Consider the following 25,046-nt stretch of genomic DNA (forward strand, 5'->3'; position numbering starts at 1 on the left):
TTCTTCTCCTCGGGGGTGGTGTGAAGCCTGCGGGTCAGCGAGAGCTTTCAGCGGAACTGTCGTCGGGTTCGTTCTCGGCGAGGCCGAAACCTCGCTGGAACGTGGCCATCAGGCCCGGATCGTGCTCCACCTCTTGCTCGTTCCCCCTGTGCGTGCCGGGAGTGTCCCGCAGCTGCGGCACGAGGTGCTCCTGCGCACGGCGCTGCGGCAGCCGCGGCCGCTCGTCGTCGGCCGGCCCGCCGGTGTGCGAGGGCCCTCGGTCGTACGGCTGCGCGCCGTCCACCGGTCCTGCGTGCTGCGACGCCATGGGTGTCGGCGCGCCTTGAGGCAGCGGCTGCGCCGCGCGCGGCGCAGCCACGGGTCGGGCAGCCGGCTGCGGCGCGGGCGGCGGGGCCACAGACCGTGCAGCCGGCTGCGGCTGCGGCAGCGGGCCCGCGAGCTGGGCGGCCGGCTGTGGCGTGGCGGCAGCCTGGATCGGCCGGGGCCTGTCGGCAGCCCGGTCCGGCGTCTCGTCCGGGTCGTCACCGATCAGTCCGCGCGGGATGATCAAGATGGCCTGGATGCCGCCGAAGATGTTGTTCTGCAGCCGGACCGCGAGGCCATGGCGGCGGGCCAGCGCGGAAACCACGTACAAACCGATGCGGCCGTCCGCGAGCAGCTTGCTGATGTCGATGCGGTCCGGCTCGGCAAGCAGCTGGTTGTACCGGGCCTGCTCCTCCAGCGGCATGCCGAGACCGCGGTCCTCGACCTCGACGGCCAGCCCCGCGGCCACCCGTTGGGAACGCAGCAGTACCTGGGTGTGCGGATCCGAGAAGGCCGTGGCGTTCTCGACCAGCTCGGCCAGCAGGTGGATGACGTCGGCGACGGCGTGACCGCGTACCGTTCCCTCGATCGGCGGCACCAGCTTGACCCGGGGGTAGTGCTCGACCTCGGCGATCGATGAACGCAGTACCTCGGTCAGGGTCACCGGGCGGGTCCACTGGCGGCGGGAGACGGAGCCGCCGAGCACGGCGACGTTCTCCGCGTGCCGCCGGATGCGGGTGGCCAGGTGGTCGACGTGGAAGAGGCCCTTGAGCAGCTCCGGGTCCTCAACCTCGTTCTCGAGCTGGTCGAGCATGCTGATCGCACGGTGCACGAGGGACTGCAGGCGCCGGGCGAGGTTGACGAAGACCTCGACCCTCTCCTGGCTGTCCTGCGTGCCGTCCCTGGAGGGCTTCGCGGCCCGCGCGGCCTGGGCGGCCTGCGCAACGGCCGTCTTGGCCTGCCACAGCAAGACGTTGATCTCGTAGGTCAGAGGGCCCTGTACGTCCACCTCGGGCGGCGCGTGATGGGTGAACGAAAGCTGCTCGACGCTCTCCCCCCGGCCCAGTCTCTCCAGCAGGCCCTGCAGTTCCGCCTGGCCCGCGGCGACCGCGCGGGCCAGTACCTCGTACTGCTGCAGTGCGTTGCGGGCCTCGGCACGGCCTGCGAACACGGCCCCGACCAGAACGCCGATGCCGAGTACGGCGCCCGCGACGAGCACGCCCCAGGTCGCGGCGTCGGCGGCGCCGGCCTGAGCAAGCAGTACGAAGACGATCAGGGCCGCCGCCAGGACCGCCATGAGGACTGCCGGCCACAGTGCCAGACGTACCGTGCGGGACCGAGTAGCCGCATCGGTCGGCCGATTCCGGACTGTCATCCTGGCATGCCTGCTGCGTCCCGGGCCTGCCGCGGTCGTTGTCCGACCGGCATCCGAACGCACTGTGAATGTCGGGGAATCGGGCATCGAAGACCTCTCGATCAGCCAGTTCGGACACCTGGCCGCGCAGCGCAGACCAGCCGTCAACTCGGGTTCGTGATGGGAGGGTTATTCGGTCGGCCACCCTACGCCAGTCTCATCCGTATGGCGTAATCACATGAGTACTGCCGGGCCGCAAAAGAGGATTCCCGGACTGCTGAAACGATTGGCCTGCCAACGGCGTCGGCACGCCGCACGGTGCCCGCGCAGGGCACTGACCCGCGGACCCGATGAGCCCCCTGAGGCTGCTGGGAGGCGGCGGCGTGGCGGTGCGAGCAGGTCGCGGTGCCACCGCAGCACCGTGTCCGGACGCATCAGCAGCCGCAGCCTGGGCAGCACGTCCTTCGGGAGCTGGTGCGGCGGCGCCGCCATGCATGCCCGATCACCCGGGTGGAACCGCACCCTCTTCTTGCCGAGTCGGCGGTCCAGGACGGCTGATGGCGCAGGACGAGGATCTCGACGTCCTTGTCCCTGTCGCTCATCGCCAGCAGACACCGCATGGCGAACGCGCTCGTGACGCCGAAAATGGGCCAGTCGTAGCAGCACGGCCGATCACCATGTCGCAGCGATCGCCAACTGCGGGAGAGCACAGGCGCAAGCGGCCGGCAACGGGGAGCCGGAAGGCCGAGTCGAACTACCGGAGGGACGGGCATGAGGGCAGCGAAGCACGCCGCCCCGCAACCGTAGGCGCGGACTGGTCACGGGCGTTCCCTTGGCGCTGCTGGTCGTCGGGTGCTGGCGTGCCGTCCCCCGGGAGCGGAACCGGTGTCAGGATCACCGCCATCTACGGGGAGCGGCTGACCGTCGACGGCACCGCCGTGCAGCCAGACGTCGCGCAGCCGACCGGCGTCCATTTCGCCTGGCATTGACCAGCCCGCCGGACAGCCTTCACCGGTCCGCAACCGAGCACGACCGCCGTTCGAATCCCGGGCCGAGCACTGTTAGGCTGCGCCCCCTGTTGTTAAACGCGCAACTAACGCGCACATCATCGCCAGGAGAGGGCGACGGAGGGATGCTCCTCGACGACGCGTCCGCGGAGTTCCACGAATTCTTCGAACGCCACTATGCCGAACTCGCCCGTCTGGCACATCTGCTGACCGGCGAGACCGACGCGGCGGACGACCTCGCGGCGGATGCCCTGGTCGCCCTGTGGCAGCGCTGGGACCGGTTGCGGCAGGCCGACCACCCGCTCGCCTACGCCCGCGGTGTGGTGGCCAACCTGGCGCGGGGAAGGATCCGCAGCGCGGTGCGCGAGCGACGCCGCATCACGCTGTTCTGGTCCCGCAGCCCCGAGAAGGTGGAGGGGCCGGACACGGCGGCCGTGCTGGACGTCCGCGCGGCGCTCGCCCGGCTGCCCTTCCGCAAGCGCGCCTGCGTGGTGCTGCGGCACGCCTTCGACCTGTCGGAGAAGGACACGGCGGCGGCGCTGGGCATATCGGTCGGCACGGTGAAGAGCCAGACCTCGAAGGGAATGGCCGAGCTGGAAAGGATACTGGGCGCACGAGCGGCCGGGGACCTGGTGGCAGGGAGGAGGAACCGGTGAACGAGGAGATCACCCGTCGGCTGCGCGAGGCCGCCGAGGCCCACCGGCCCGACCGCGCGCGGATGCTGGCCCGGGTGCAACGCGGCATGGCCGGCCCCGCCGTCCGTCACCGCGCGCGGCCGTTCGCGAGGTCCGGGACCAGGGTCGCGCTCGCCGGGCTCGCCGCCGCCGGCATCCTGGCGACCGGCGGCCTCGCCGTCGCCGCCATCGTCGCGCACTCGTCGCCGTCGGCCACCGTGACCACGCCTGCCACCCCGTCCCCGACCGCCGGCTCCCCGCACCCGACGTCGGCCCGACCCACCCCTGTCGCGCCGCCCCCGGTCACCACCCCGGGCAGCGCGCGCCCGACAGCGCCGGCCACCAGTCCATCGCCGACCGCCGGCGAGAGCCAGAACGGGGTGCTGTGGTCGGCCGGCTCGGTGGACCCGCACAGCACCGTCTACTGGACGCAGAGCGACCTCGCCCTCAAGACGACCCGGCCGCTCACCTCGCTCACGATCGAGATGCGGATCGCGCAGACCGGCGGGGTGAAGAACACCGGCACCTGGCAGACCCTGCCGAGTGCTGACTTCACCGTCACCGCCCAGGAGGCCGGCGGCACGCTGGTCTACCGCTGGGTCCTCAAGCCGGGCCTGACCGTGCCGGCCGGGAGCTATGAGTTCGCCGCCCAGTTCAACAACGGCACCGGCGTGCGCAGTGCCGCGGGCGACGGCTACCGCGTCGACGCGCAGGGTTCGGGGCGCACCGCGTCGGTCCGGGGACGGTTCGTCCCGACCCGGTGAACCCCGCAGTGCGGCAAAGGGACGAGTCCCTTTGCCGCACAGCTCGATGGGAGAACAAGTACCCGCACTGCTGGTACGGGGTCCAGTCGGCCGGGCCCACTTGACGGCGGCCGTGAAAATTCTTCCCTCGATCGCGGCAACCTTTGTGTGCGCGGCGGCGACTGACAGGAAACGGGGGACCGAGACCAAGGTCCACCTCGCCAGAAGGACAAGCCGTTGCCAGATCAGAACCCCTCTCATCGCCGCCGTCCGGCAACCCGTCGCCTGATCGCCGCCGCCGTGGTGCTCGCCGCCGTGGGTGCTGCCGTACCGCTGGTCGCCCAGGCCGCATTGACGTCGAGCGGCGGCACGCCGACCGTGCTCGCCGATGCGGCGGCCGGCAGCGGCCGCTACTTCGGCACGGCGGTGGCCGCGGGCAGGCTCGGCGACTCGACGTACTCCACCCTTCTCGACCGGGAGTTCAACATGACCACCCCGGAGAACGAGATGAAGTGGGACACCATCGAACCGTCCCGCGGCAACTTCAACTTCGGGCCCGGCGACCAGATCGTCAGCCACGCCGCCGCGCACGGCCAGAGGATGCGCGGGCATACGCTCGTCTGGCACTCCCAGCTGCCCAGCTGGGTCAGTTCCATCACCGACGCCGGCACCCTGCGCAGTGTGATGGACAACCACATCACCCAGGAGATGACCCACTACAAGGGCAAGATCTACGCCTGGGACGTGGTCAACGAAGCCTTCGCCGACGGCGGCACCGGCCAGCACCGCAGCTCGGTGTTCCAGAACGTGCTGGGCAACGGCTTCATCGAGGAGGCGTTCCGCACCGCGCGGGCCGCCGACCCGGCGGCCAAGCTCTGCTACAACGACTACAACATCGAGAACTGGTCCGACGCCAAGACCCAGGGCGTCTACAACATGGTCAAGGACTTCAAGTCCCGCGGCGTACCCATCGACTGCGTCGGCTTCCAGAGTCACTTCGGCACCGGCGGCCCGCCGTCGAGCTTCCAGACCACCCTGTCCAACTTCGCCGCGCTCGGCGTGGACGTCCAGATCACCGAGCTCGACATCGCGCAGGCGCCGGCAACCGCGTACGCCAACACCGTCCAGGACTGCCTCAACGTCCCCCGCTGCACCGGCATCACCGTGTGGGGCATCCGCGACAGCGACTCCTGGCGCACCGGCGAGAACCCGCTGCTGTTCGACAACAACGGCAACAAGAAGCCCGCCTACGATGCGGTACTCACCACCCTGGGCGGCACCAGCGGCACCAGCGGCACCAGCGGCACCACGTCGGGCGGCGACATCACCTCCGGCACTGTCTACACGCTCTCCGACGTGGCTGCCGGACGCGTTCTCGACGAGCCCGCCGGCCAGAACGGCAACGGCACCCCGCTCCAGGTGTGGGACGCCAGCGGCGCCACCAACCAGCAGTGGCGGGCCACCAAGAACGGCGACGGCTCCTACACGCTGACCAACGTCGCCAGCGGCCGGGTCCTGGACGAGCCGGGCGGCCAGACCGCCAACGGGACCAAGCTGCTGGTCTGGGACAACAACGGCGGCGCCAACCAGCACTGGAAGGCCGCCCGGAACAGCGACGGCTCCTACACGCTGACCAACGTCGCCAGCGGCCGAGCCCTGGAGACCCCCGGCGGCCAGACCGCCAACGGCACCCCCGTCCAGATCTGGGACTCCTGGGGCGCCGCCAACCAGCACTGGAACTTCAGAACGACCACGTCCACATCCACATCCACGTCCACGTCTGCGTCCACGCCGGTATCGACATCGACATCGACGGGCGGCACCTGCGCTCTTTCGTCGACCTACCGGTGGTCCTCGACGGGTGCGTTGGCGCAGCCGGCGAACGGGTGGGACGCGGTGAAGGACTTCACCACCGTGACGTACAACGGCAAGCACCTGGTCTACGCGTCGAACGTGTCGGGATCGTCGTACGGCTCGATGATGTTCAAGCCCTTCACGAACTGGTCGGACATGGCGTCGGCCGGCCAGACCGGCATGAGCCAGAAGGCGGTGGCGCCCACGCTGTTCTACTTCGCGCCCAAGAACATCTGGGTGCTGGCGTCCCAGTGGGGCGCGTCGCCCTTCGTCTACCGCACGTCGAGCGACCCCACCAACCCCGACGGCTGGTCCGCGCCGCAGCCGCTGTTCACTGGCAGCATCCCTGGCACCGAATCCGCCACCGGCCCGATCGACCAGACTCTGATCGCCGACGGCCAGAACATGTACCTGTTCTTCGCCGGCGACAACGGCAAGATCTACCGGGCGAGCATGCCGATCGGGAACTTCCCGGGCAGCTTCGGCTCGTCGTACACGACGGTCATGAGCGACACGACGAAGAACCTGTTCGAGGCGCCGCAGGTCTACAAGGTCCAGAGCCAGAACCAGTACCTCATGATCGTCGAGGCGCGGGGCGCGAACGAGCAGCGCTACTTCCGCTCGTTCACCGCCACCAGCCTGAACGGTTCCTGGACCCCGCAGGCCGCCACCGAGTCCAACCCCTTCGCGGGCAAGGCCAACAGCGGTGCCACCTGGACCAACGACATCAGCCACGGCGACCTGGTCCGCAACAACCCCGACCAGACCATGACCATCGACCCCTGCAACCTGCAGTTCCTCTACCAGGGCAAGTCCCCCACCGCGACCGGCCCCTACGACCAGCTGCCGTGGCGGCCGGGCGTCCTCACCCTGCAGCGCTGACCCGCCTGATCCACGGTGACGGCGATCGGGCGCGGTGCACCGGCGCGTAGACGAGCGGTCTACGGCGTGGGCACCTCCACCCGCTGACCGCTACTCACCGCCTCGTCGAGGAACCCCAGCCGTGCATCGGCTGGGGTTCCCATCGTTTGGGGACCAGGCGGAGGCTCGGCGAGGCTTGTCGGGCTGATGGGTGGGCTGAGGGTCCTGCGCGGTGCGGGCGCCGGCGTCCCGGGCCGCATTCACCTTCCGCCACATCGGCGCATTCATCGACCGGGACGGCCCGCACTGTCCCGGCATCGCGGTCGAACTCGGCTTCCCCGCCGTCACCTGTCAGCACGATCATCCCCTTCGCCGAGGCCGCCTCGATCGGCGCCCGCACCGACGGCGGCATGGCCGGCGCCGACCGGAGAAGTCCTCAGCTTCGCCTACTTGAGTGCTGTACCGCCCGAGTTGTGGTATGCGATCGTCTTGTTGATCAGGTTTCCGCCGTCGGACTCGACCGTGGTCTGTTCCTGCTGTCCTGGACCGAAGAACAAGCCGGCGACATGGGCGTTTGCCACCTGGTCCATGTGCCCGAAGAACCAGTCCACCTTGTCGTCCTTGTAATGGTTGAGGGTGTTGTTCTGCGCCATGTTGCCCACGGGGATCTGCCACAGGACCACCGGCTTGCCCACGGACTCGGCCATCGTCTTGTAGAACTGCAGCGCGGCGGCGGCCTTCTGGTCGGTCCAGAAGTGGTCACTGCCGCCGTGGGCCGGCTGTGCGTACCAGCCCGCGTCGCGGTCCGACACATCGGTGACCAGGACGTCGGCGTTCTTCGCCCCGAGGCTCGCGTAGTCCTTGACGCATGCCTGTGTGTTGGTCTCCCAGTCGAAGCAGGAAAGGTGCATTCCCACGGCGGTGTTCGGCGCGTACTTGTGCGCCATCGAGATCAGGCACTGGGCGAGTCCGGTGGCACTGTTCTCCTGCGATCCGCAATCCTTCGGATTCGCGCCCGAGACCTGTGCGGGAACCTGGTGCGGATCGCCGAGCGACCGGACGTAGCCCCAGAAGTCGGGCTCAAGGTCGATCGCGTCGTGCGACGTGCCGATCTTCTGGAGGAAGAAACGGTAGTCGTTCAGGTACCGGGTGAGCAGGTCGAGCCGGTTGATGGCCTTGACCTCGCCCGGACCGTCGCCCTGGCCTGCCGCATCCCCGAGGTCGCGCAACGAGTACCAGGTCCACAGCATCTTCTGCGGACGCGCGCTGCCCTTGTACGTCGCCTGGGCCGCCACGCTGTCCCGCCAGGTCACGTAAGTGCCGGGCGCCGTGGTGCTGCCGTTCCAGCAGCCCCACCAACCCGACCAATCGTCGTGGCAGCGCGCTGCCGTGTAGTAGTCCGACGAGGGCGCGGGCTGGCTGTGCACATAGGCGTACCGCACGTCGAACGGCGCGGCGGCCGCCGAAGCGTCGGACATCGAGCCGCCGATGAGCACCGTGCTACTGCCCATGAAACGCTTCGTCGAGCTGCCGCCACCGGCCACGGGAGACGGCGTGGACGACGGCGTGGACGACGGGTGCGAGCTGCTCGGAGCCGGGCTGGTGGGAACGCTGCTGCTCGGCGCGGTGGGCGTACCGGAGCTGCCGACACTCCCGGCCGGGACGAGTTGCCACTGCTGCTCGGCGCCGCCCCGGTCGCGGTTCTGGACGACGTCGCCCCCGTCGGCCTTGGCGGCGTTGTGGACATCGACGGCCATGCCACTGAAGCGATTGACCAAACGCACGTAGCCGTCCGGCGACTTGGCCAGTTTGAACTGCTGGTTGGTGCCGTTCAGGTCTTTCCACTGCACGAGGGCGGAGCCGGCGGTCTTCGACCAGCCGAGGTCGTCCAGCACCTTGCCGGAGTTCCGGTTCTTCAGCCGGTAGTACCCGTCACCCGCGTCGATGAACCGCCACTGCTGGTTGGCCCCGCCGTGGCGCGCCCACTGCACCACCGCCGCGCCGTCGTTCTTGGCGTAGGCGCGGTCGTCCAGCACCTTGCCGCTGTTGCGGTTGACCAGCACGTACCACTTCTTCAGATCCAGGGTTTGCTGCGCCGAAGCCTGGCTGACCACGACAGCCGAGCCGGCCACGACCACCATGGCGAGACCCGCCCAGAGACCCCGACGCGCGAGCAACCGACGGCCACGATGCTTCGGGCGGCCACCGCGCGCGCCGCCGTCGGCACGGTGGCCGCCGGCGCGGGACGCCACCGATGACGTGGGTGGGCCGGGGACATGTCTGTGCTCTCGTTCCAGGGACACGCCTGTGCTCTCTTTCAGCCGTTGCATCTGACCGGACCACTTGGCCGGACAACGCTGAGTGGTCCCAGAGGCCGAAAAGGTTGCCGCGAAGAGCCACAGATTTTTCTCGCGGGACAGCAGCGAGATCCCGACCCGGCAAGGCCGCTCCGAGCGCCTCGCCGACCTTGCGGCAGCCACCGGCAGTACCCACTGTCTGTGCGGCACCGGTGGTCTGCGTTACCTCGACGCCAGCCCCTTCGACGCCCACGGCATTCCCGTGCTGCCCTTCCACACCCCTGTGGATGACCCACTCTGGCAGGGGGCTCGCCGATCCAGCAGCCTGTGGGCCCTGAGCAAGACCGGGTCCGTGCGCTTGCGGACCATCTGGCAGCCCAACGAGAAGCCCACCATCCTGGACCCCACCCGTGACCGCCAGCATCTCCGACACCCTCGCCCTGGGCATCCTGGTCCCCCCCGTGTACCGCCGGAGTCCGGGCGAGCTGCGCGAGATGGGCGTGCTGGTCGGCTCGTACGAGCCTCACTCACCGGCCCAAGGCCGGCGATGGTGCTGATCGATACCGCTGGGAGGCACTGGTCTTTGTAGACCGCCTGGAAACGCGACCGCTGATCACCCCACACAGCACAAAGGCCCGGGTCTCTGACCTGGGCCTTGATCATGGAGCGGGTGACGAGAATCGAACCCGCGCTCTCAGCTTGGGAAGCGACGGCGCTTGGACGGGTTCCGTGGGCCCTGACCAGCGCAGTTGCTTGGTCCTTGAGGCGGTCGCGTGGGCCGGACAGCACCGCTGCTGACCGTCGGTTTCCGTCCTTACGGGCACGCTATGGGCACGGCGCCGAAGCCATTGGTCTGGGCGATGGGGCGACGGACATCGGTGTGGTTGCGGATGTGTAGGTGGGGCCGACTCCCGGCTGTCATTCGACGTCGACTCCGTAGGCGCGGGCGAGGCCGTCGAGGCCGTCTGCCCATCTCGGCCGACCCTCGGCAACGGGGAAATAAGCGGATACATCAATCCGGTACATGGACTACGCTTGGTACATGTCCATGAAGCGCACCAACGTCTACGCCGACCCCGAAGACCTGGCGATCATCAAGGAGGCCGCCAAGCGCCGAGGTATAAGCGAAGCCGAGATCATCCGCCAGGGCATCCACCTTGCGGCCATGGCGAACCGGGTCTGGGACGAGCCGCTGTTCTCGCGCACGTTTGAGGGGCCGGGGCGCACGCTGTCCAAGTCGGAGGTCCGCGACACGGTCGCCGAGGCCGCCCGGCGTGAGACCGGCTCGGGCTCCGGATCCGCCGCGTGATCATTGTCATCGCCGATACGTCCGGGCTTCTGGCGGCCCTGGACTCGGCTCATCCGGAACACCGGGCGGCGAACGAGGCCATCATGGCGGCGGGCCTGCTGGTCATGTCCCCGCTCCTGCTGGCCGAACTGGATCACGTGGCGACGCGTGAGCTCGGCAGGGAGGCTGCCGTCAGCGCGGTCGACGACCTGCGGCGCTGGATGAGCCGGGGTCGTGTCGTCCTGCCGGAGATCACGGAGGACCACCTGGGCGCCGCCCAGTCCGTCCGTGTCCGCTACCGCGCGCTGGACCTCGACCTCGCCGACGCGGTGAACGTGGCACTTGCCGCCGATTACGACACGGACGCGATTCTCACCCTCGACCGACGAGACTTCCGGGCCGTACGCCCGTTGGGCCATTACAAGGCGTTCAGGGTGCTTCCCGACGACCTCCCGCTCTGACGCAGGACCCTCGGCCGTCAAGTGCCCGGCCGGGACGTGGCTACCGCCAAGGACGGGGCTGGCCGGAGATCATCGGGTGGTGTCGATACACCACTCCCGCGGACGTGACCCGAGGAAGGAGACCACCGGCAGCCAATGGTGCGGTTGTGGTGCGCATCCCGCCCACCGGTCTAGACAATAAAGAACCCCCGGGTCTCCGACCTGGGGGTTTCACATGGAGCGGGTGACGAGAATCGAACTCGCGCTCTCAGCTTGGGAAGCTGATGTTCTACCATTAAACTACACCCGCGTAAGCACGGACATGATCCCCGCGGAGTCGATGTCCGGACGCTCGCTCACTGTACATCATCGCAGACCCCTGGTGCCGAGCCCCGGGGGTCTGCGTCTGTTTCAGGGTGCGATCCGGCTGCGGCTGGGGCGAGTTGGGGCGTACCGTGGAGGCCTGGCGGAGGGGTCGGGGGAGGTCGGAGTGCCGCCTGGAGAGTCGCGTCTTTGATCCCGTAACGTGGCTTTTGTCGTCAGGGCGGTACGCCCGACGAGGCTCTTGGGGAAGGGACTTAAGGGACTTGATGGAACGCACCGTCGTCCGTTGCGCGGACGGGCACGTCTTCAGCACCGCTTCGTTCCCGATGCAGCAGGCCGAGCGGCTCGGCCCCGGCCGGCTCATGAGGTGCCCCCGGTGCGCCCGGCTCCGCAGCGTGGTGCCGGTCGCCCTGGAGAAGCGGTAGCGGGCCCGGTACAGGCAGCAGCGGTAACAGAGGCGAGCGGTCGTCACGGAGATCGCATTCGGTAACACAGACGCGCGGAGTCGTCACGATTGTCACGGCTCCGCGCGCCTTGCGTATCCTCGCTACGTGCTTCTCTCAGACAAGGACATCCGGGCCGAGATCGACGCCGGGCGGGTACGGATCGATCCCTACGACGAATCCATGGTGCAGCCGTCGAGCGTCGATGTTCGGCTGGACCGTTACTTCCGGGTGTTCGAGAACCACCGGTACCCGCACATCGACCCCTCGGTCGAGCAGCCCGATCTGACCCGGCTGGTCGAGCCGGAGGGCGACGAGCCGTTCATCCTGCACCCCGGGGAGTTCGTGCTCGCCTCCACGTACGAGGTCATCTCCCTGCCCGATGATCTTGCCTCCCGGCTCGAGGGGAAGAGCTCGCTCGGGCGGCTCGGGCTCGTCACGCACTCCACCGCCGGGTTCATCGACCCCGGGTTCAGCGGGCACGTGACGCTGGAGCTGTCCAATCTGGCCACGCTCCCCATCAAGCTCTGGCCGGGGATGAAGATCGGCCAGCTGTGCATGTTCCGGCTGTCCTCGCCCGCCGAGTTCCCCTACGGCAGCGAGCGCTACGGCTCCCGGTACCAGGGCCAGCGTGGGCCGACCGCCTCGCGGTCCTACGTCAATTTCCATCGGACCCAGGTGTGAGGGCCACAGCAACATGAGTGAAGTGCGGGAGAACCTGACCTACGAGGCGTTCGGCGGTGCCATTCGGGAGCTGGCGCAGACCATCGCCGACGACGGGTACGAACCCGACATCGTGCTCAGCATCGCCCGGGGCGGCGTGTTCGTCGCGGGCGGCCTCGCCTACGCCCTCGACTGCAAGAACATCCATCTGGTGAACGTGGAGTTCTACACCGGGGTGGGGACCACCCTGGAAATGCCGGTCATGCTCGCGCCCGTCCCGAACGTCATCGACTTCTCCGACAAGAAGGTCCTGATCACCGACGACGTGGCCGACACCGGCAAGACGCTGAAGCTCGTGCGCGACTTCTGCCTCGACACCGTCGCCGAGGTGCGCTCCGCGGTGATCTACGAGAAGTCCCACTCCCTCGTGAAGTGCGAGTACGTCTGGAAGCGGACCGACGACTGGATCAACTTCCCCTGGAGCGTCGAACCGCCCGTCGTGCAGCGGGCCGGGCAGGTTCTCGACGCCTGAGGCGCGGTCAACGGGGGACCGGACCGTCGCCCGGGCTCGTGCCGGTCGGGTGGATGTCGTTCAGGCTGTCGACGATCGTCACGGGCGGTGGAGGCGACGGTGTGGGCACCTGGATGAGGATGGGGACGTAGACCACTTCGCCGTGTCTGTACTCGGCCTTCCACGAAGACCGGTAGCAGACGGTCGCGCTGGGGTCGCTCTGGGTCGCGTAACACCGAAGTGCGGACCGTGATTTCTGGGGCAGGGCACCTGCTTCAGCGGTTGCCGCGCCCCAGGCGCCGAACGCCATGCAGCAGGAGGCGGCCGCGGTCACGAGGCTGACGCCCCGCAAAGGTGCTTTCTGCATGCTCATCACCCGTCGAAGTGGCGAGGGGACTTCAAGGTCGCGCGTGGACTTCAGCGCTCGGAATGGTGGAGTTTGCGGGCGGCTTCCTGGCGGGAATGGACGCCGAGCTTGGTCAGCACCGCGCCCACGTGATGCCCGGCGGTCTTGGGAGTGATGTAGAGGCGGGCGGCGATCTCGGCATCCGACAGGCCCTCGTGCAGCAGCTTGAGGACGTCCATTTCCCGGATGGTCAGCCCGTACGGATTGGCCCGGGTGGCCGCCCGCGGGCCACGCCGGATCGGGCGGACGCCGAGGGTGCGCATCACCGCGCGGGTGTGTGCCACGGCCGGCCGGGCGCCGAGGGCCTCGAAAGCGGTCAGGGCCTGGTGCAGCGCGGGCGCGTCGCCGGACAGGCGGACCAGCGCGGCGTTGTGCGGGCAGCCGAGCGTGTCCCACTGGGCGGCGGCGCCGGCCCAGTCGCCTGCCAGCTCCAGCGCGTAGGGTCCGGCCGCGGCCACCTGCGGGGGTGTCCCTCCGACGCGGCGGATCCAGCAGGCCAGGGAGCCGGACAGCCAGGGATGGGTACGGTCCGCCAGCGCGTCCAGACCGCGTTGTGCCTCCGTCCGCACCAGCTCGTGGTCACCGGCCAGCCAGGCCGCCTCGACCCGGGCCTCCCACCCCAGGCCCGTGTCCAGCAGGCAGTTCGAGTCGACCAGGCTCGCGGCTTCCTCCAGCAGCGGCCACACCTGGCCCTTGCCCTGGTGGGCCCGCACCAGGGCCAGCACGGTCAGGACGAGGGCCCGGACGACCGGCGGTGAGCTGGGATGGGACAGGACGTTCTGTGCGGCGTCGGCGGCCTGGGGCCACAGGCCCCGGTTCAGCAGGCCCCAGCTGCCCCAGGCCCTCGTGCACAGCAGGTACGACAGCAGGTCGCGATCGAGGCAATAGGCTTCCGCCCGGTTCACGGCCTCGGTGGTCTGGGCGGCATCACGCTGCAGCGCCATCAGCCAGCACATGATGAGCGCCAGGAAAGCCGCGTCCTCCGGCAGATCCTGCGCCATCGCGCCCGACACCGCGCGTTCGCAGTCCTTCCAGCCGGTTCCCTCGCTCAGCATGCGTGCCGCCGCGGCATGGAAGCGGGCCTGGAGGACCGCCCCGGCATCGCCGAAGCGCTCACCCAGAGCGATCGCCTTGTCGGCGTAGGCGGTGGTCACCGCCACGCCCTCGTGCCCGTAGCAGGCCAGCTGGCAGAGGTTCAGGTACGCCCGGGCCAGCTCCCGGCTCGGCTCCAGACCTTCGAGCACCCGCACCGCGTCCAGGCCGGTCCGTTTGGCCTCGACGGTCCGCCCGGCCGGCCACAGCCAGCACGACAGCCAGCGCAGGTCCTCGCCCTCGCGCAGCCGGTCGCCCTGGGCACGGCGCAGCTGCACCGCCCTACGCCGAGACGTGACGCCTTCGTCAAGCCGGCTGGACAGGAGACAGGCCTGCGAGTGGCCCTCCAGCAGGAAGGTGTGCTGGTCGGGCGGCAGGCGGTCGGCGTACCTGAGGGCCCGGGTGTACTGGGCGGCCGCCTCCCGGTGCGCGCCCGACGCGGCAGCGTGGGCGGCAGCGGCGGGCGCGTACTCCAACACGGCCGTCACATCCCCGGCACCTTCGGCATGGTCGGCCAGCAGGGCCAGTTCGTCCGCGGCGACGGGGCGGGACCGCATCGCCGTCAGCACCTCCCGGTGCACCCGCAGACGGTAGGCGGCGGGCACGGACTCCAGCACCGCCAGCCGGGTCAGCTCATGGCGGAACTCGGCCGCGTGCCCGTCGGTCCGTACGATTCCGCAGGCCACGGCCTCGTCGAGCGACTCCTCCGGTGCCGGCAGCAGGCCGGCCAGCAGCGGCAGCGAGACCCGGCGCCCCAGGACGGCCAGCACGTCGACGACCCCGCGTGCCGCTTCCGACAGGCCGGCCAGGCGGCCGGCGACGGCCTCGCGCACGGTGGCCGGGATGGGTTCGGCGGGAGCGGCCAGGATCTCGGTGACGATGAACGGGTTGCCGGCGGAGACGTGATACAGCTGCTCGGCGTCGACGGCGTGTCCGGCGGCCAGCCGGGCCACGGCCCGGCGGCTCAGCGGGGCCAGGTCGTGGCGGCACACCCAGGAGTAGCCGGCCAGGGTGCCGAGGAGGGCGGTCACGTTGTGGGTGCGGCCGATCTCGTCGTCGCGGTAGGTGACCACCACCAGCGCCGGAACGCTGGGCAGGCGCCGGGCCAGGTAGCGCAGCAGGTCCATCGTGGCCTCATCGGCCCAGTGGACGTCCTCCACCACCAGCAGGCTGGGGTAGGAGCTCAGGTCGGCGAGGAGGCAGTCGAAGACCTCGTCGGAACGGCAGGTGCCGGCCAGCGCTCCGGTCAGGGCGGTGCGTGCCGCCCGGCCCAGGTGCGGGGCCAGGTCCACCAGGGGGCCCAGGGGGCGGGGTGTGGCCAGCGGGTCACAGGCGCCGACCAGGACCCGGATGTGGGGATCGGCCAGCCGAGCAAGACGGTTGATGACGCTGGTCTTGCCGATGCCGGCCTCGCCGCGTACAAGGGCCAGGCGTCCAGGGCCGCTCACGGCATCCTGCAGGTGACCGGTTAGGTCCTGGAGCACGGCCTCTCGCTCTAGCAGGTCCATCACCGGCCAGTTTCCCTCGGTGGCCGGAGCGGCGCAAAAGATCCAGACCGATCAAGACAGGTCGGCAGGTGGGGTGCGTCTCGCGATTCCGGGGTGGGACGTGGGGTGTGCCGGGGTGGAACTTGGGGTGTCCACCCGATGTGTCCCCGGCTGTGATCAGAGCATGCTGACGAAAGAAGCCCGGACGTGGGTTCCCCGGTTCTCGCGGCTCAAACCGGTACGACTCCGGTAGAGCATCCAGCCAATGAGGACGTAGGAAACAACGGCTTGCCGCCGTCTGTCAAGTCACGAGATTTCGGGAAATGACGCGGGGCGGAGCGGCGGGGCCTAATTGAGTCATCAGATCGAACGGATGGCTCGCTCGGAGAATCCTCCGCAAATGAAATGGGCCCCGGATCGGCACAGTCCGAATCACCGAAAAGGAATCATCATGCTGAAGAAGATCGCAAAGCGCACTGCGGTGCTGACCGCCTCGGCTGCACTGGCCGCGGGAGGCGCCCTGGTACCGTCCGCCGCCTTCGCCGCCCCGACGCCTACGGTCGCTCACACGATGGCGCCAAGTGACAACGGCGGAAACAATAACAACAATAACAACAACAACGGCGGAGGCGGGAACAACAACAATAACAACAACAACAACGGCGGAGGCGGGAACAACAACAACAATAACAACAACAACAACAACGGAGGCGGCAACAACAATAACAACAACAATAACAACAACCGCGGAGGGAACAACAACAATAACAATAACAACAACAACGGCAAGAAGAAGGGCCACCGAAACAACAACAACAACAATAACAACAACAATCGGGGCGGGAACAACAACAACAATAACAACAACAACGGCGGAGGCGGGAACAACAACAATAATAACAACAACAACGGCGGAGGCGGGAACAACAACAACAATAACAACAACAACGGCGGAGGCGGGAACAACAACAACAATAACAACAACAACGGCGGAGGCGGGAACAACAACAACAATAACAACAACAACGGCGGAGGCGGGAACAACAACAACAATAACAACAACAACGGCGGGGGCGCGAACAACAACAACAACAATAACAACAACAACGGCGGGGGCGCGAACAACAACAACAATAACAACAACAACGGCGGGGGCGCGAACAACAACAACAATAACAACAACGGCTGAACTTCACAGTCCGGCGGCCGCTGGTGCACAGGCACCCGGTCGCCGGGCTGTTTTGCGTGCGCGTCTTCAGTGCCTCGATCCGGCCTGTGCCGTCGGATGGCAGACCTGGAAGTTGATGAGTGGCTCACTCAACAGGGGTGTCGTCTTTTCCGGCCAGTTTTGCCGGGTGAGTGACCCGAAGAACGGGAAATATTGCCCAGCAGCGAGCGGAACACCCCGGCGCCTTGAGCCTGGCGCCGCCGGCGCTGAAGAGATTCGCCGCCGTCGTAGCGGCGCTGATCTCTCGTCGTCCCTGGTGCCGAATCTAGGGCGCCTTAGGGGACAGGATTGCGAGGACAGGCGTTGAACGATTACGCAGCCGCAGAATTCACGGCGTCAGAACTCACCCCCGCAGAACTCGCGCCCGGAGAAATGCCGATCCGACGAAGCGCATACGAGAAGGGCCCCCGGCTGTCATGCCGGGGGCCCTTTCGCGCTCACTGGGACTGGGACGAGGGACTAGAACGTACCCAGCTTCACGATCGACAGCAGCGCGATCAGCTGGATCGCCGACGCCCCCAGCGCCCTCGGCCAGGGCAGATCGTGGGAGCGGGAGACCATCAGGGTCAGCAGCGCGCCCGCGCCGATCCAGGTGGCCCAGCCGAGCAGCTGGACGAAGGTCGCGTCGCCGCCGACGAACATGGCGACCAGCAGTCGCGGCGCGTCCGTCAGGGCCGTGATCAGCATGGACAGGCCGACCGTGGGCTGCCAGGCGCCGTCGCCGCCGAGCTGACGGGCCAGGGTGTGGGTGACCACGCCTAGGACGAACAGGCCGAGCACCATCACGACCGCCGTGATCAGCACGATCGGCACCGCGTTGGACAGTGTGGCGCCGATCGCGTCCTTGCGGGCGCCGTCGAAGCCGAAGACGGCAAGCAGGCCGTAGAGGAAGGTGGTGATGAGCGCCGGGGCCCACATCGTGTAGTCCCGCATGCGCAGGAAGGTCTGGTCGGGGGAGAGGACGATCCCCTTCAGCAGCTGCTTCCAGTGCAGCGGCGGGCCCAGCGGGGCGGCGGGCGCCGGGGCCGATCCGGCCTGGTAGGTCGCGCCCTGTGTGTAACCGGCGGCCTCGTCGACCGAGAACGCCTGGGTGTGGCCCGGGTTGTTGGCCGCGTACGGGTCGTGACCGGCAGCGGTGCCCGGGTGGCCGCCGTCCCCGAAGTACTCCGGCCCGTCGTCGGCCGGGCCCGGGTAGCCGTACGACTGCCCCGGCCGCCCGTACGACTGCCCCTGCCGGCCGTACGGCGGCTGCCCCTGCTGCGGGTACGGCCGCTGCGGCGTCTGCGGGTAGCCGTACGCGGGCCCCGCGGGCTGCCCGTACGACGGCCCCGGCTGACCGTGCTGCGGTCCGGGCCGGCCGTACGACGGTCCCTGCGGCGCCTGCTGTCCTTGGGGGGTGCGGTTGTCCCGGCCCCCGCGTCCGATCCTGAATCCAGCCACGTCATCGAACGTACCCGGTCCCGGAGAGTGGTGTGCCGGGCCCGGGCGTCCGGGCCCGGCATTGCGGCCGACCTGTGACATCCCCTAAGGGACCGTCAGGGACTTGACCAGGGGGCGCTCAGGGATTTCCCCCGGTTACCCGCCCCGGGCCCCACCCTCGGCCGGCCGTCAGTCCAGGAAGTGACCGCCCACGGTCGTCAGGTGGACGGCCCCGGACGTCGTCGGGACGGTGGAGGTGCCGCGCAGCAGCACGGCGCCGCCGCTCAGGCCGATCGCCAGGTCGGCCTTGCCGTCGCCGGTCAGGTCGCGCAGGTGCACGGTGTAACCGAACTCGGCGTCGACGGCGGCCGGGCCGGCGGCCGTCTGCGCGATCCAGGAGGAGCGGGTGCCGGTCAGGCCGCCGGAACCGCCGCGGAAGACGTGGACGCCGCCCTGGTCCTCGTGGCCGTCGACGTCCTCCAGGGGCACCCCGACCGCGAGGTCCGCGTAGCCGTCGCCGTTGGTGTCGGCGGCCGAGAGGTCCCGGCCGAAGTTGTCGTCGGCCTCGGGGGTGCCGGAGACGCCCGTGGTGGCCTGGGTGAACGTGGTGGAGCCGCTGGGGCCCGAGGACCCGCCGCGCCAGACGGTCACCGCGCCCTTGCCGTTGTCGTGGTCGGGCAGGCCGATGGCGATGTCTCCGTGGCCGTCCTTGTCGAAGTCGCCGACGGCCGCGTCGACGGCGGCGGAGTCCAGGGTCTTGGAGGCCCCCGAGACCAGGCCGGAGGACGAGCCCTTGAGGAACCAGACGCGCTGCGCCGGGGTGCTGTCGGCGGCGCTGAGGAACTGCTCGCCGAGGACGACGAGGTCCGTTCTGCCGTCGCCGTCGACCTTGCCGGCCGCGAGACCGGAGGAGTACCAGCCGGCGTTCTCCTTGTCGATCTTGCCGACGCTTCCGGTGCCGCCCGACTTGGTGAAGGGGCCGCGGTACAGCCAGGCCTCCATCCCGCCGATGACCGCGAGGTCGGGCGAGCCGTCTCCGGTGAAGTCGCCGGCGACCAGGTCGGAGCCGAAGTGGGCCTGCGAGGCGTTCGCGGTGCTCTTCGGGGTGAGGGTGGTGCCGCCGGACAGGCCGGAGCGGGAGCCCCACAGGATCGTGACCGTGCCCCGGTACTCCGCGCTGCCGACGTGCTCGGTCGGGTTGCCGACGACGAGGTCGGAGTACCCGTCCTTGTCGAGGTCCGCGGCGGCGAGGGCATCGCCGAAGCTGTCGTCCTCCTCGCCGCTGCCGGGGACGCCGGCGCTGTCCTGGTCGACGGTCTGGGTGTGCGCGGTGTCCAGGCCGTTCGCGCTTCCGTAGACGACGGTGACGGCGCCGCCGGTGTGGTAGTCCTGGTTGTAGCCGAGGAAGGCGAGGTCGCGGTAGCCGTCGCCGTTGAAGTCGTCGTAGTTCTTGGCGACCGCGGCCGTGGCGGGAGTGCTCAGCATCAGGGGCGTCAGGCCTGCCGTCAGCAGGGTGGCCGCGAGAGCGGCGGAGGTGGCTTTGCGCATCGAGGTTCTCCGAGGGGTCGGCTGATCGAGCGGCTGGAGCTTGGACGGGAGCCTGGGGCCGGGGGCAAGGCCGGGGCCCACGCGGTCGCGGTCCCCGCGCTGCGAGCGCGCGGGGACCGCGATTCCCGGGGCGCGGAGCGTCAGTCGGCGAAGTTGGCGCCGAAGTACGGCGTGCCCGACGTGGAGACGCCCGAGTCGCCGGGCCAGATCGAGCGCGAGCCGGTCGTCGTGATCTTCGTGCCGTCGGAGGGCAGGTAGGTCACGGCGCCGTCGCCCGCGTTCTCCTGCGAGCCGACGATCAGGTCGGCCTTGCCGTCGCCGGTGACGTCGTCGAGCTTGACGTCCGTACCGAAGTAGTCGTCCTGCTCGTCGTTGCCGGGCACGCCCGGGGTGGACTGGGCGAAGCCCTGGGCGCCGGAGGTGGTGTCCAGGCCGTTCGCGGTGCCGTAGAGGACGGCGACGGAGCCGGTGTTCGTCGCGGTGCCGATGTTCTCGCCCGCCACGCCGATCGCGAGGTCCAGGAAGCCGTCGCCGTTGATGTCGCCGAGGTCGAGCTCGTAGCCGAACCAGTCGTTGCCCTCGGCCGTGCCGGGGACGTTCCCGGTGTCCTGGGTGATGCCGGTGGCGGCGGTGGTGAGGGGGCCGCCGTCGGAGCCGTAGGTCACCCAGACCTTGCCGCCCTTGCCGGAGTCGGGCACGGCGGTGCCGTCCTCGGTGGTGGTGTTCCAGTAGGCGCCGCTGACGACGTCGCCGTAGCCGTCGTGGTCGATGTCGCCGATCGCGGTGATCACGCCGGGCTTGAGGGTCTCGGACTGGGACATGTCCAGGCCGCTCGCGGTGCCGGGGATGTAGTAGTTGCGGTTCCAGCCGTAGTCGGTGGAGGTCTCGTAGCCGTCCACGACCAGGTCCGTCTCGCGGCCGCCGTTGATGTTGCCGGCGGTCAGGTTGAGCGGGCCGTTCGCGTCGGTGCCCATGATCGGGGGCTTGATCGTGTACTTGCCGCCGGGCACGCCGGAGGCGTTGAAGCCGCCCTTGAAGACGTAGATCGTGGCGGCGGAGCTGCCGACGGCCAGGTCGGCCTTGCCGTCGCCGTCGAAGTCGCCGGCGGCGAGGTTCTTGCCCCAGTAGTCGTGCGCGCTGGGGGCCGGGTCGGCGATCGAGACGCCCTTGCCGGTGATGCCCTGGGCGGAGCCCCACAGGATCGCGAGGCCGCCGCCGTCCTTGTCGGTGCCGACGTCCTCGCCGGGGGAGCCGACCGCGACGTCGTCGTAGCCGTCGCCGTTGAAGTCGGCGTAGGCGCTCTCCGCGCCGAAGTGGTCGCCGGCCTCGGCGGTGCCCGGGTTGCCGGTGGTGTCCTGGCTGATCGAGGAGCGCTTGGCGGAGGAGACGCCGCTCTTCGTGCCGTAGAGGACCACCAGCCGGCCGGCGGCGCTCCTGCTGTTCACGGACGCGCCGTCGGCGGAGAAGGCCACGTCGCCGATGCCGTCGCCGTTGAAGTCGGCCTGCGGGACGGAGGTGGAGTCCGCGGCCGTCGCCGTCGCGGCCGAGAAGGTGAGCAGACCGCCCGTCAGTGCGGCCGCGGTGGCCGTGGCGAGGGCGAGTCGCAGAGGCTTGTGCATGCGGGTTTCTCCTGCGGCATGCGGGGGATGCCTGGCTGACATCCGGAGTCGATGGGCTGCGGACCGCCCCCGTTCGCCGTGAGTTGTCCCACGGTTCACCGGGCGGTCGGCGATCAGGAGACCCGCCGGGATGCGTAAGGGTTGTACGTGAGCGGGGTAAATTTACGGGGCTGCTGTGCGTGTCGGGTCGACGCGTTACGGCGCCAGGAACTCCGAGGTCGAGAAGGTGGTCGCCGGCCTGGCCGCGAGCAGGCCCTGCGCCGTGCCCCGGTAGACGGCGACCGTGTCCTTGGTCTCGCCCCGGTGCGTCCGCACCACCAGGTCCGCCCGCCCGTCCCCGTCGAAGTCGCCGACCGCGAGGACACGGGTCGTGCCGGGCGCGGGCGGTACGACGGTGACCGCTCCCGCCGTCGACGGGCCGCCGGCGCCGGCCCGCAGGACGCGCAGCCGGGAGCCGCCGCAGAGGAGCTCGTCGTGCCCGTCCCCGTCGAAGTCGGCGGCGCCCGGCGTCGATCCGGGGCAGCCGAGGGTGCCGCGGGCGGACGCGGCCGGCAGGTCGTAGCGCAGGGACGTTTCCGCCGTGCCGCCCACCGCAGCGTCCAGGGCCGCGCCCCGGCCGAAGCGGCCGAGGGCCACATCGCTGCCGGTGGGCAGGACGGTGCCGGTGCGGGCCGGTCCCGCCGGTCCGCCGAGCACGACGGCGGCCTTGCCGGGGCCGTCGGCGGCCCGGACGAGGAGGTCGTCGTACCCGTCCCGGTTCACATCGGCCGCGGGGCCGGTGGGCACCTCTCCGGGGGCAGGCAGCGGGGCGCCTGCCGCGTGCGGTGCGCCCTGACGGGTGAAGGGTCCGCGCAGGTACGTCAGTCGGCCGCCGGACGCGTGCAGCACCAGGTCCTCGCCGCCGTCGCCGTCGAAGTCGCCGCACACCGGCTGGTCGGGCCAGTCGTTGCCGAAGCGGGCGCGGGCCGGGACGGTGAGCCGGACGGCGCGTCCGGTCAGCCCGGCCGGCGAGCCGAAGAGGATCTGCAGCGGCACCGGGGGCCGGCCCTGTCCGTCGTACGGCGGATCGGTCGACACGATCAGGTCGGTGAAGCCGTCGCCGTCCAGGTCGCAGCGGTCCTCCGCGTCGAAGACGGCCGGGAGCCGGCCCTCGGCGGGGGCGGCCTGCCTCTTCGGGGTGAGCAACTGCCGTGCGCCGGGGACGAGTCCGCGCGCGCTGCCGTACACGATCCCGATGCCGGCGTCGTCGGCGTGGCTCTGCGCCTTGACGAGGTCGTCGAGGACGAGGTCGCGGTGTCCGTCGCCGTTGAAGTCGTCGGGAACCCTGCTGCCCTTGCCGGGCGGGACGGGGAGCCGGGCGGGGGCGTGCGGGGACTTCGTCCCGGCCGGTTCGGTGCCGTCGGAGGGGCCGCAGGAGGCCAGGGTGAGGGCGAGGGCCGAGGTGAGCGCGAGGGCGCGGGGGAGGACGAGCGCCGTGAGCGTCCTGGTTCTCAACACCTCCGCAATCATGCACGCGTTCGACCGGCGGCGACACCCCGGGGCGGCGCCGCAGCGCGAGGGCGGTGGGCCAGGATGGTGCCATGAGCGTAGTGAAGATCAACGTGCTGACCGTGCCCGCCGAGCAGCGGGAGGTGCTGGAGAAGCGGTTCGCTTCCCGGGCGCACGCGGTGGAGAGTTCCGACGGCTTCGAGTGGTTCGAGCTGCTGCGTCCCGTGGAGGGCACCGACACCTATCTCGTCTACACGCGCTGGCGGGACGAGGAGTCCTTCCAGGCGTGGCTTGAGGGTCCGATGAAGGCCGCGCACCAGGGCGGCGGAGAGGGCGCCGAGCGCCCGAAGCCCGCGGCTTCCGGCTCCACCCTGTGGTCCTTCGAGGTGGTGCAGCAGTCGGGCCCGAAGGGGGCGTAGGCGAGGATTGGCAGGTACGTTCCGCCCCGGAGCTGGCTCCCGGCCTCTGACCTGCGCGTTCGTGTCAGGCTGGTGGAACGGATCTGCCGATCTCGGCTTCGCCCGTGGGCGGGGTCGGCGGGGTGCGGCGGAAGGTTTCGGCCAGGGCCGTGTTCGCGGTCACTGCGACCGCCATGGTCACGGCGGCCAGGGGGTGGCCGACGCCGTAGAGGGCCGCGGCCCCGCCTCCGAGCACCACCGCCTTGACCGTGAGGACGAGCGGCAGGCCGGGGCGCAGCCGTGCCCTCGGTGCCGCGAACAACGCCCACAGCACGATCGCCGCCAGGGGCGTGCCCAGCCCGAGCAGGACGTGGAGGGCCGCGTCGCCGCCGACGGTGAATCCCCACCAGCCCAGGCACGCCAGTGCGGCGAGTTCCAGCAGGAACGCCAGGAGTTCGTTGGCGGTGTACCAGCGCCGCGCGTCTATAACGGCCTGGGCGGAGGGGCCTGTTGGCATGGGGTCCTCTCGGTGCGCCGGGGGGCCCAGCATGACAGGGTGGTGACGGGTGGGACGGGTTTTTGCCGGACCGTCGTGGCTCGCCGCCCCGCCCCTTCTCGAAAGGCATCGGCATCATGGACGAGCGGCTGCAGCGCACCGGTGACTCGCTGGACGAAGCGGCGGACGTGTTCCAGGAGGTGCGGCCGCGGCTGTTCGGGGTCGCCTACCGCATCCTGGGCAGCGTGTCCGAGGCCGAGGACGTGGTGCAGGACGTGTGGGAGCGCTGGCAGGGCACCGACCGGAGCGCCGTGCAGGATCCGGGGGCGTTCCTGGCGACGATCGCCACCCGGCTGGCCATCAACGTGGCCCAGTCCGCCCGGGTCCGCCGTGAGGCGTACGTGGGGCCGTGGCTGCCGGAGCCCGTGGACACCGGCGTGGATCCGCAGGTCGGCGCGGAGCGCGGCGAGGCGCTGGAGATGGCCGTGCTGCTGGTCCTGCAGAAGCTGAACCCCGTGGAGCGCGCGGCCTACGTGCTGCGGGAGGCCTTCGACTACTCGTACGGCGAGATCGCGGACATGCTCCAGCTGAGCCAGGCCAATGCGCGGCAGGTCTTCAGCCGGGCCCGCAAGCGCCTGACCGCCGAGCGCCGGGAACCCGTCGAGGCGGCACAGCACCGGCGGCTGGTCGAGGCCTTCGTCGCCGCCGCGCGGCACGGTGACGTCGCCGAGCTGGAGAACGTGCTGTCGGCCGACGCCGTCGCCTACGCGGACGGCAACGGCATGCGCGGCGTGGCACGGGTGGCGGTCGTGGGCGCCGAGCGCGTGGCCAGGGTCAGTGCCGTCGCCCACAAGTTCTTCCCCCGCGCCGAGTACGGCGTGGTCGAGGCCAACGGCCGGCCCGGCCTGCTGCTCGTCCAGGACGGGGCCGCCGTCGCCCTGGTGTCCGTCACGGTGGGGCCGGACGGCATCGACGGGCTGTACTGGGTCCTGGCGCCCGAGAAGCTCAGGGCGTACGAGCGGTCCGCGCACAGGCCCACGGGACGGTCGCAGGCGTCGTAGCCGTAGCCGCCGGGCAGGCAGCCGGCCGGTCGCGGTGGCCCC

Annotated in this window: 20 protein-coding genes, 1 tRNA gene and 1 pseudogene; 13 read left to right on the forward strand and 9 right to left on the reverse strand. The window is 69.9% G+C overall.

The window, feature by feature from the left end; translation table 11 throughout:
* Nucleotides 1–34 precede the first annotated feature (34 nt).
* Nucleotides 35–1,600, reverse strand: a complete 1,566-nt coding sequence (locus ACQPXS_RS25120; RefSeq protein ID WP_433451506.1) for a sensor histidine kinase — start codon at nt 1,598–1,600, stop codon at nt 35–37.
* Between the two features lie 917 nt (nt 1,601–2,517).
* Between ACQPXS_RS25120 and ACQPXS_RS25125 the strand changes: the two genes are divergently transcribed.
* From ACQPXS_RS25125 to ACQPXS_RS25140, 4 genes are all read left to right on the forward strand, one after another.
* On the forward strand, nt 2,518–2,646 hold the full coding sequence (locus tag ACQPXS_RS25125) for a hypothetical protein (protein ID WP_433451508.1): 129 nt from the start codon (nt 2,518–2,520) through the stop codon (nt 2,644–2,646).
* Nucleotides 2,647–2,789: 143 nt separating this feature from the next.
* On the forward strand, nt 2,790–3,320 hold the full coding sequence (locus ACQPXS_RS25130; protein WP_433451509.1) for a SigE family RNA polymerase sigma factor: 531 nt from the start codon (nt 2,790–2,792) through the stop codon (nt 3,318–3,320).
* Entirely contained in the window at nt 3,317–4,102 is a 786-nt protein-coding gene (locus ACQPXS_RS25135; RefSeq protein WP_433451510.1) for a hypothetical protein, read from the forward strand. The genes ACQPXS_RS25130 and ACQPXS_RS25135 overlap by 4 nt, the downstream gene beginning before the upstream one ends.
* A gap of 264 nt (nt 4,103–4,366) precedes the next feature.
* Entirely contained in the window at nt 4,367–6,817 is a 2,451-nt protein-coding gene (locus ACQPXS_RS25140) for a non-reducing end alpha-L-arabinofuranosidase family hydrolase (RefSeq protein WP_433455932.1), read from the forward strand.
* Between the two features lie 425 nt (nt 6,818–7,242).
* Here the strand turns inward: ACQPXS_RS25140 and ACQPXS_RS25145 are convergent, their stop codons facing one another.
* Nucleotides 7,243–8,937, reverse strand: coding sequence for an RICIN domain-containing protein (locus ACQPXS_RS25145; RefSeq protein WP_433451512.1), 1,695 nt, complete (start codon nt 8,935–8,937; stop codon nt 7,243–7,245).
* Between the two features lie 572 nt (nt 8,938–9,509).
* Here ACQPXS_RS25145 and ACQPXS_RS25150 point away from each other — a divergent pair.
* The 3 genes and pseudogenes from ACQPXS_RS25150 to ACQPXS_RS25160 all read left to right on the forward strand — a co-directional run.
* Nucleotides 9,510–9,675 (forward strand): annotated as a pseudogene (locus tag ACQPXS_RS25150) (flavoprotein); the annotation flags it as partial.
* A gap of 460 nt (nt 9,676–10,135) precedes the next feature.
* On the forward strand, nt 10,136–10,402 hold the full coding sequence (locus tag ACQPXS_RS25155; protein WP_252425166.1) for a CopG family transcriptional regulator: 267 nt from the start codon (nt 10,136–10,138) through the stop codon (nt 10,400–10,402).
* A complete protein-coding gene (locus ACQPXS_RS25160; RefSeq protein WP_433451513.1) occupies nt 10,399–10,842 on the forward strand; it encodes a PIN domain-containing protein in 444 nt (147 codons plus the stop codon). The genes ACQPXS_RS25155 and ACQPXS_RS25160 overlap by 4 nt, the downstream gene beginning before the upstream one ends.
* A gap of 215 nt (nt 10,843–11,057) precedes the next feature.
* Here the strand turns inward: ACQPXS_RS25160 and ACQPXS_RS25165 are convergent.
* Nucleotides 11,058–11,131, reverse strand: a tRNA-Gly gene (locus ACQPXS_RS25165).
* A 280-nt stretch (nt 11,132–11,411) separates the two neighbouring features.
* Between ACQPXS_RS25165 and ACQPXS_RS25170 the strand changes: the two genes are divergently transcribed.
* From ACQPXS_RS25170 to ACQPXS_RS25180, 3 genes are all read left to right on the forward strand, one after another.
* A complete protein-coding gene (locus tag ACQPXS_RS25170) occupies nt 11,412–11,570 on the forward strand; it encodes a hypothetical protein (protein ID WP_351812453.1) in 159 nt (52 codons plus the stop codon).
* Nucleotides 11,571–11,696: 126 nt separating this feature from the next.
* A complete protein-coding gene (gene dcd / locus ACQPXS_RS25175; RefSeq protein ID WP_055705140.1) occupies nt 11,697–12,272 on the forward strand; it encodes a dCTP deaminase in 576 nt (191 codons plus the stop codon).
* Between the two features lie 13 nt (nt 12,273–12,285).
* A complete protein-coding gene (locus ACQPXS_RS25180) occupies nt 12,286–12,783 on the forward strand; it encodes a phosphoribosyltransferase (RefSeq protein ID WP_356300409.1) in 498 nt (165 codons plus the stop codon).
* Nucleotides 12,784–13,179: 396 nt separating this feature from the next.
* On the opposite strand, the gene ACQPXS_RS25185 is transcribed toward ACQPXS_RS25180, so the two are convergent.
* On the reverse strand, nt 13,180–15,708 hold the full coding sequence (locus ACQPXS_RS25185; protein WP_433451515.1) for a helix-turn-helix transcriptional regulator: 2,529 nt from the start codon (nt 15,706–15,708) through the stop codon (nt 13,180–13,182).
* A 490-nt stretch (nt 15,709–16,198) separates the two neighbouring features.
* On the opposite strand from ACQPXS_RS25185, the gene ACQPXS_RS25190 reads away from it, so the two are divergent.
* Entirely contained in the window at nt 16,199–16,936 is a 738-nt protein-coding gene (locus ACQPXS_RS25190; RefSeq protein WP_433451516.1) for a hypothetical protein, read from the forward strand.
* Nucleotides 16,937–17,434: 498 nt separating this feature from the next.
* On the opposite strand, the gene ACQPXS_RS25195 is transcribed toward ACQPXS_RS25190, so the two are convergent.
* The 4 genes from ACQPXS_RS25195 to ACQPXS_RS25210 all read right to left on the reverse strand — a co-directional run bounded on the left by ACQPXS_RS25195 (nt 17,435) and on the right by ACQPXS_RS25210 (nt 23,070).
* Nucleotides 17,435–18,496, reverse strand: coding sequence for a YIP1 family protein (locus ACQPXS_RS25195; protein ID WP_433451518.1), 1,062 nt, complete (start codon nt 18,494–18,496; stop codon nt 17,435–17,437).
* Nucleotides 18,497–18,583: 87 nt separating this feature from the next.
* The gene (locus ACQPXS_RS25200; protein WP_433451520.1) at nt 18,584–19,942 is read right to left on the reverse strand and encodes an FG-GAP and VCBS repeat-containing protein; all 1,359 of its coding nucleotides are present in this window, start codon (nt 19,940–19,942) and stop codon (nt 18,584–18,586) included.
* Between the two features lie 140 nt (nt 19,943–20,082).
* Nucleotides 20,083–21,561 (reverse strand): VCBS repeat-containing protein, encoded by a 1,479-nt coding sequence (locus tag ACQPXS_RS25205; protein ID WP_433451522.1) that lies wholly within the window; start codon nt 21,559–21,561, stop codon nt 20,083–20,085.
* Nucleotides 21,562–21,756: 195 nt separating this feature from the next.
* Nucleotides 21,757–23,070 (reverse strand): FG-GAP repeat domain-containing protein, encoded by a 1,314-nt coding sequence (locus tag ACQPXS_RS25210; protein ID WP_433451523.1) that lies wholly within the window; start codon nt 23,068–23,070, stop codon nt 21,757–21,759.
* 71 nt (nt 23,071–23,141) lie between these two features.
* On the opposite strand from ACQPXS_RS25210, the gene ACQPXS_RS25215 reads away from it, so the two are divergent.
* A complete protein-coding gene (locus ACQPXS_RS25215) occupies nt 23,142–23,468 on the forward strand; it encodes an antibiotic biosynthesis monooxygenase family protein (RefSeq protein ID WP_433451524.1) in 327 nt (108 codons plus the stop codon).
* A 64-nt stretch (nt 23,469–23,532) separates the two neighbouring features.
* On the opposite strand, the gene ACQPXS_RS25220 is transcribed toward ACQPXS_RS25215, so the two are convergent.
* On the reverse strand, nt 23,533–23,964 hold the full coding sequence (locus ACQPXS_RS25220; protein WP_433451525.1) for a YrdB family protein: 432 nt from the start codon (nt 23,962–23,964) through the stop codon (nt 23,533–23,535).
* A 116-nt stretch (nt 23,965–24,080) separates the two neighbouring features.
* Between ACQPXS_RS25220 and ACQPXS_RS25225 the strand changes: the two genes are divergently transcribed.
* Entirely contained in the window at nt 24,081–25,004 is a 924-nt protein-coding gene (locus ACQPXS_RS25225; RefSeq protein WP_433451526.1) for an RNA polymerase sigma-70 factor, read from the forward strand.
* The last annotated feature ends 42 nt before the right edge of the window (nt 25,005–25,046 follow it).

Origin of the sequence: Streptomyces sp. CA-142005, from assembly GCF_050942335.1 — a bacterium.
Lineage (GTDB): Bacteria > Actinomycetota > Actinomycetes > Streptomycetales > Streptomycetaceae > Streptomyces.

Excerpts from the sequence above, each read along its gene's own strand:
- ACQPXS_RS25215 (WP_433451524.1), top strand. The coding sequence starts at position 23,142 with ATGAGCGTAGTGAAGATCAACGTGCTGACCGTGCCCGCCGAGCAGCGG.
- ACQPXS_RS25180 (WP_356300409.1), top strand. The coding sequence starts at position 12,286 with ATGAGTGAAGTGCGGGAGAACCTGACCTACGAGGCGTTCGGCGGTGCC.
- ACQPXS_RS25170 (WP_351812453.1), top strand. The coding sequence starts at position 11,412 with ATGGAACGCACCGTCGTCCGTTGCGCGGACGGGCACGTCTTCAGCACC.
- ACQPXS_RS25195 (WP_433451518.1), bottom strand. The coding sequence starts at position 18,496 with ATGTCACAGGTCGGCCGCAATGCCGGGCCCGGACGCCCGGGCCCGGCA.
- ACQPXS_RS25200 (WP_433451520.1), bottom strand. The coding sequence starts at position 19,942 with ATGCGCAAAGCCACCTCCGCCGCTCTCGCGGCCACCCTGCTGACGGCA.
- ACQPXS_RS25120 (WP_433451506.1), bottom strand. The coding sequence starts at position 1,600 with ATGGCGGTCCTGGCGGCGGCCCTGATCGTCTTCGTACTGCTTGCTCAG.
- ACQPXS_RS25145 (WP_433451512.1), bottom strand. The coding sequence starts at position 8,937 with ATGGTGGTCGTGGCCGGCTCGGCTGTCGTGGTCAGCCAGGCTTCGGCG.
- ACQPXS_RS25225 (WP_433451526.1), top strand. The coding sequence starts at position 24,081 with ATGGACGAGCGGCTGCAGCGCACCGGTGACTCGCTGGACGAAGCGGCG.
- ACQPXS_RS25130 (WP_433451509.1), top strand. The coding sequence starts at position 2,790 with ATGCTCCTCGACGACGCGTCCGCGGAGTTCCACGAATTCTTCGAACGC.
- ACQPXS_RS25155 (WP_252425166.1), top strand. The coding sequence starts at position 10,136 with ATGTCCATGAAGCGCACCAACGTCTACGCCGACCCCGAAGACCTGGCG.
- ACQPXS_RS25190 (WP_433451516.1), top strand. The coding sequence starts at position 16,199 with ATGCTGAAGAAGATCGCAAAGCGCACTGCGGTGCTGACCGCCTCGGCT.
- ACQPXS_RS25210 (WP_433451523.1), bottom strand. The coding sequence starts at position 23,070 with ATGATTGCGGAGGTGTTGAGAACCAGGACGCTCACGGCGCTCGTCCTC.
- ACQPXS_RS25220 (WP_433451525.1), bottom strand. The coding sequence starts at position 23,964 with ATGCCAACAGGCCCCTCCGCCCAGGCCGTTATAGACGCGCGGCGCTGG.
- ACQPXS_RS25205 (WP_433451522.1), bottom strand. The coding sequence starts at position 21,561 with ATGCACAAGCCTCTGCGACTCGCCCTCGCCACGGCCACCGCGGCCGCA.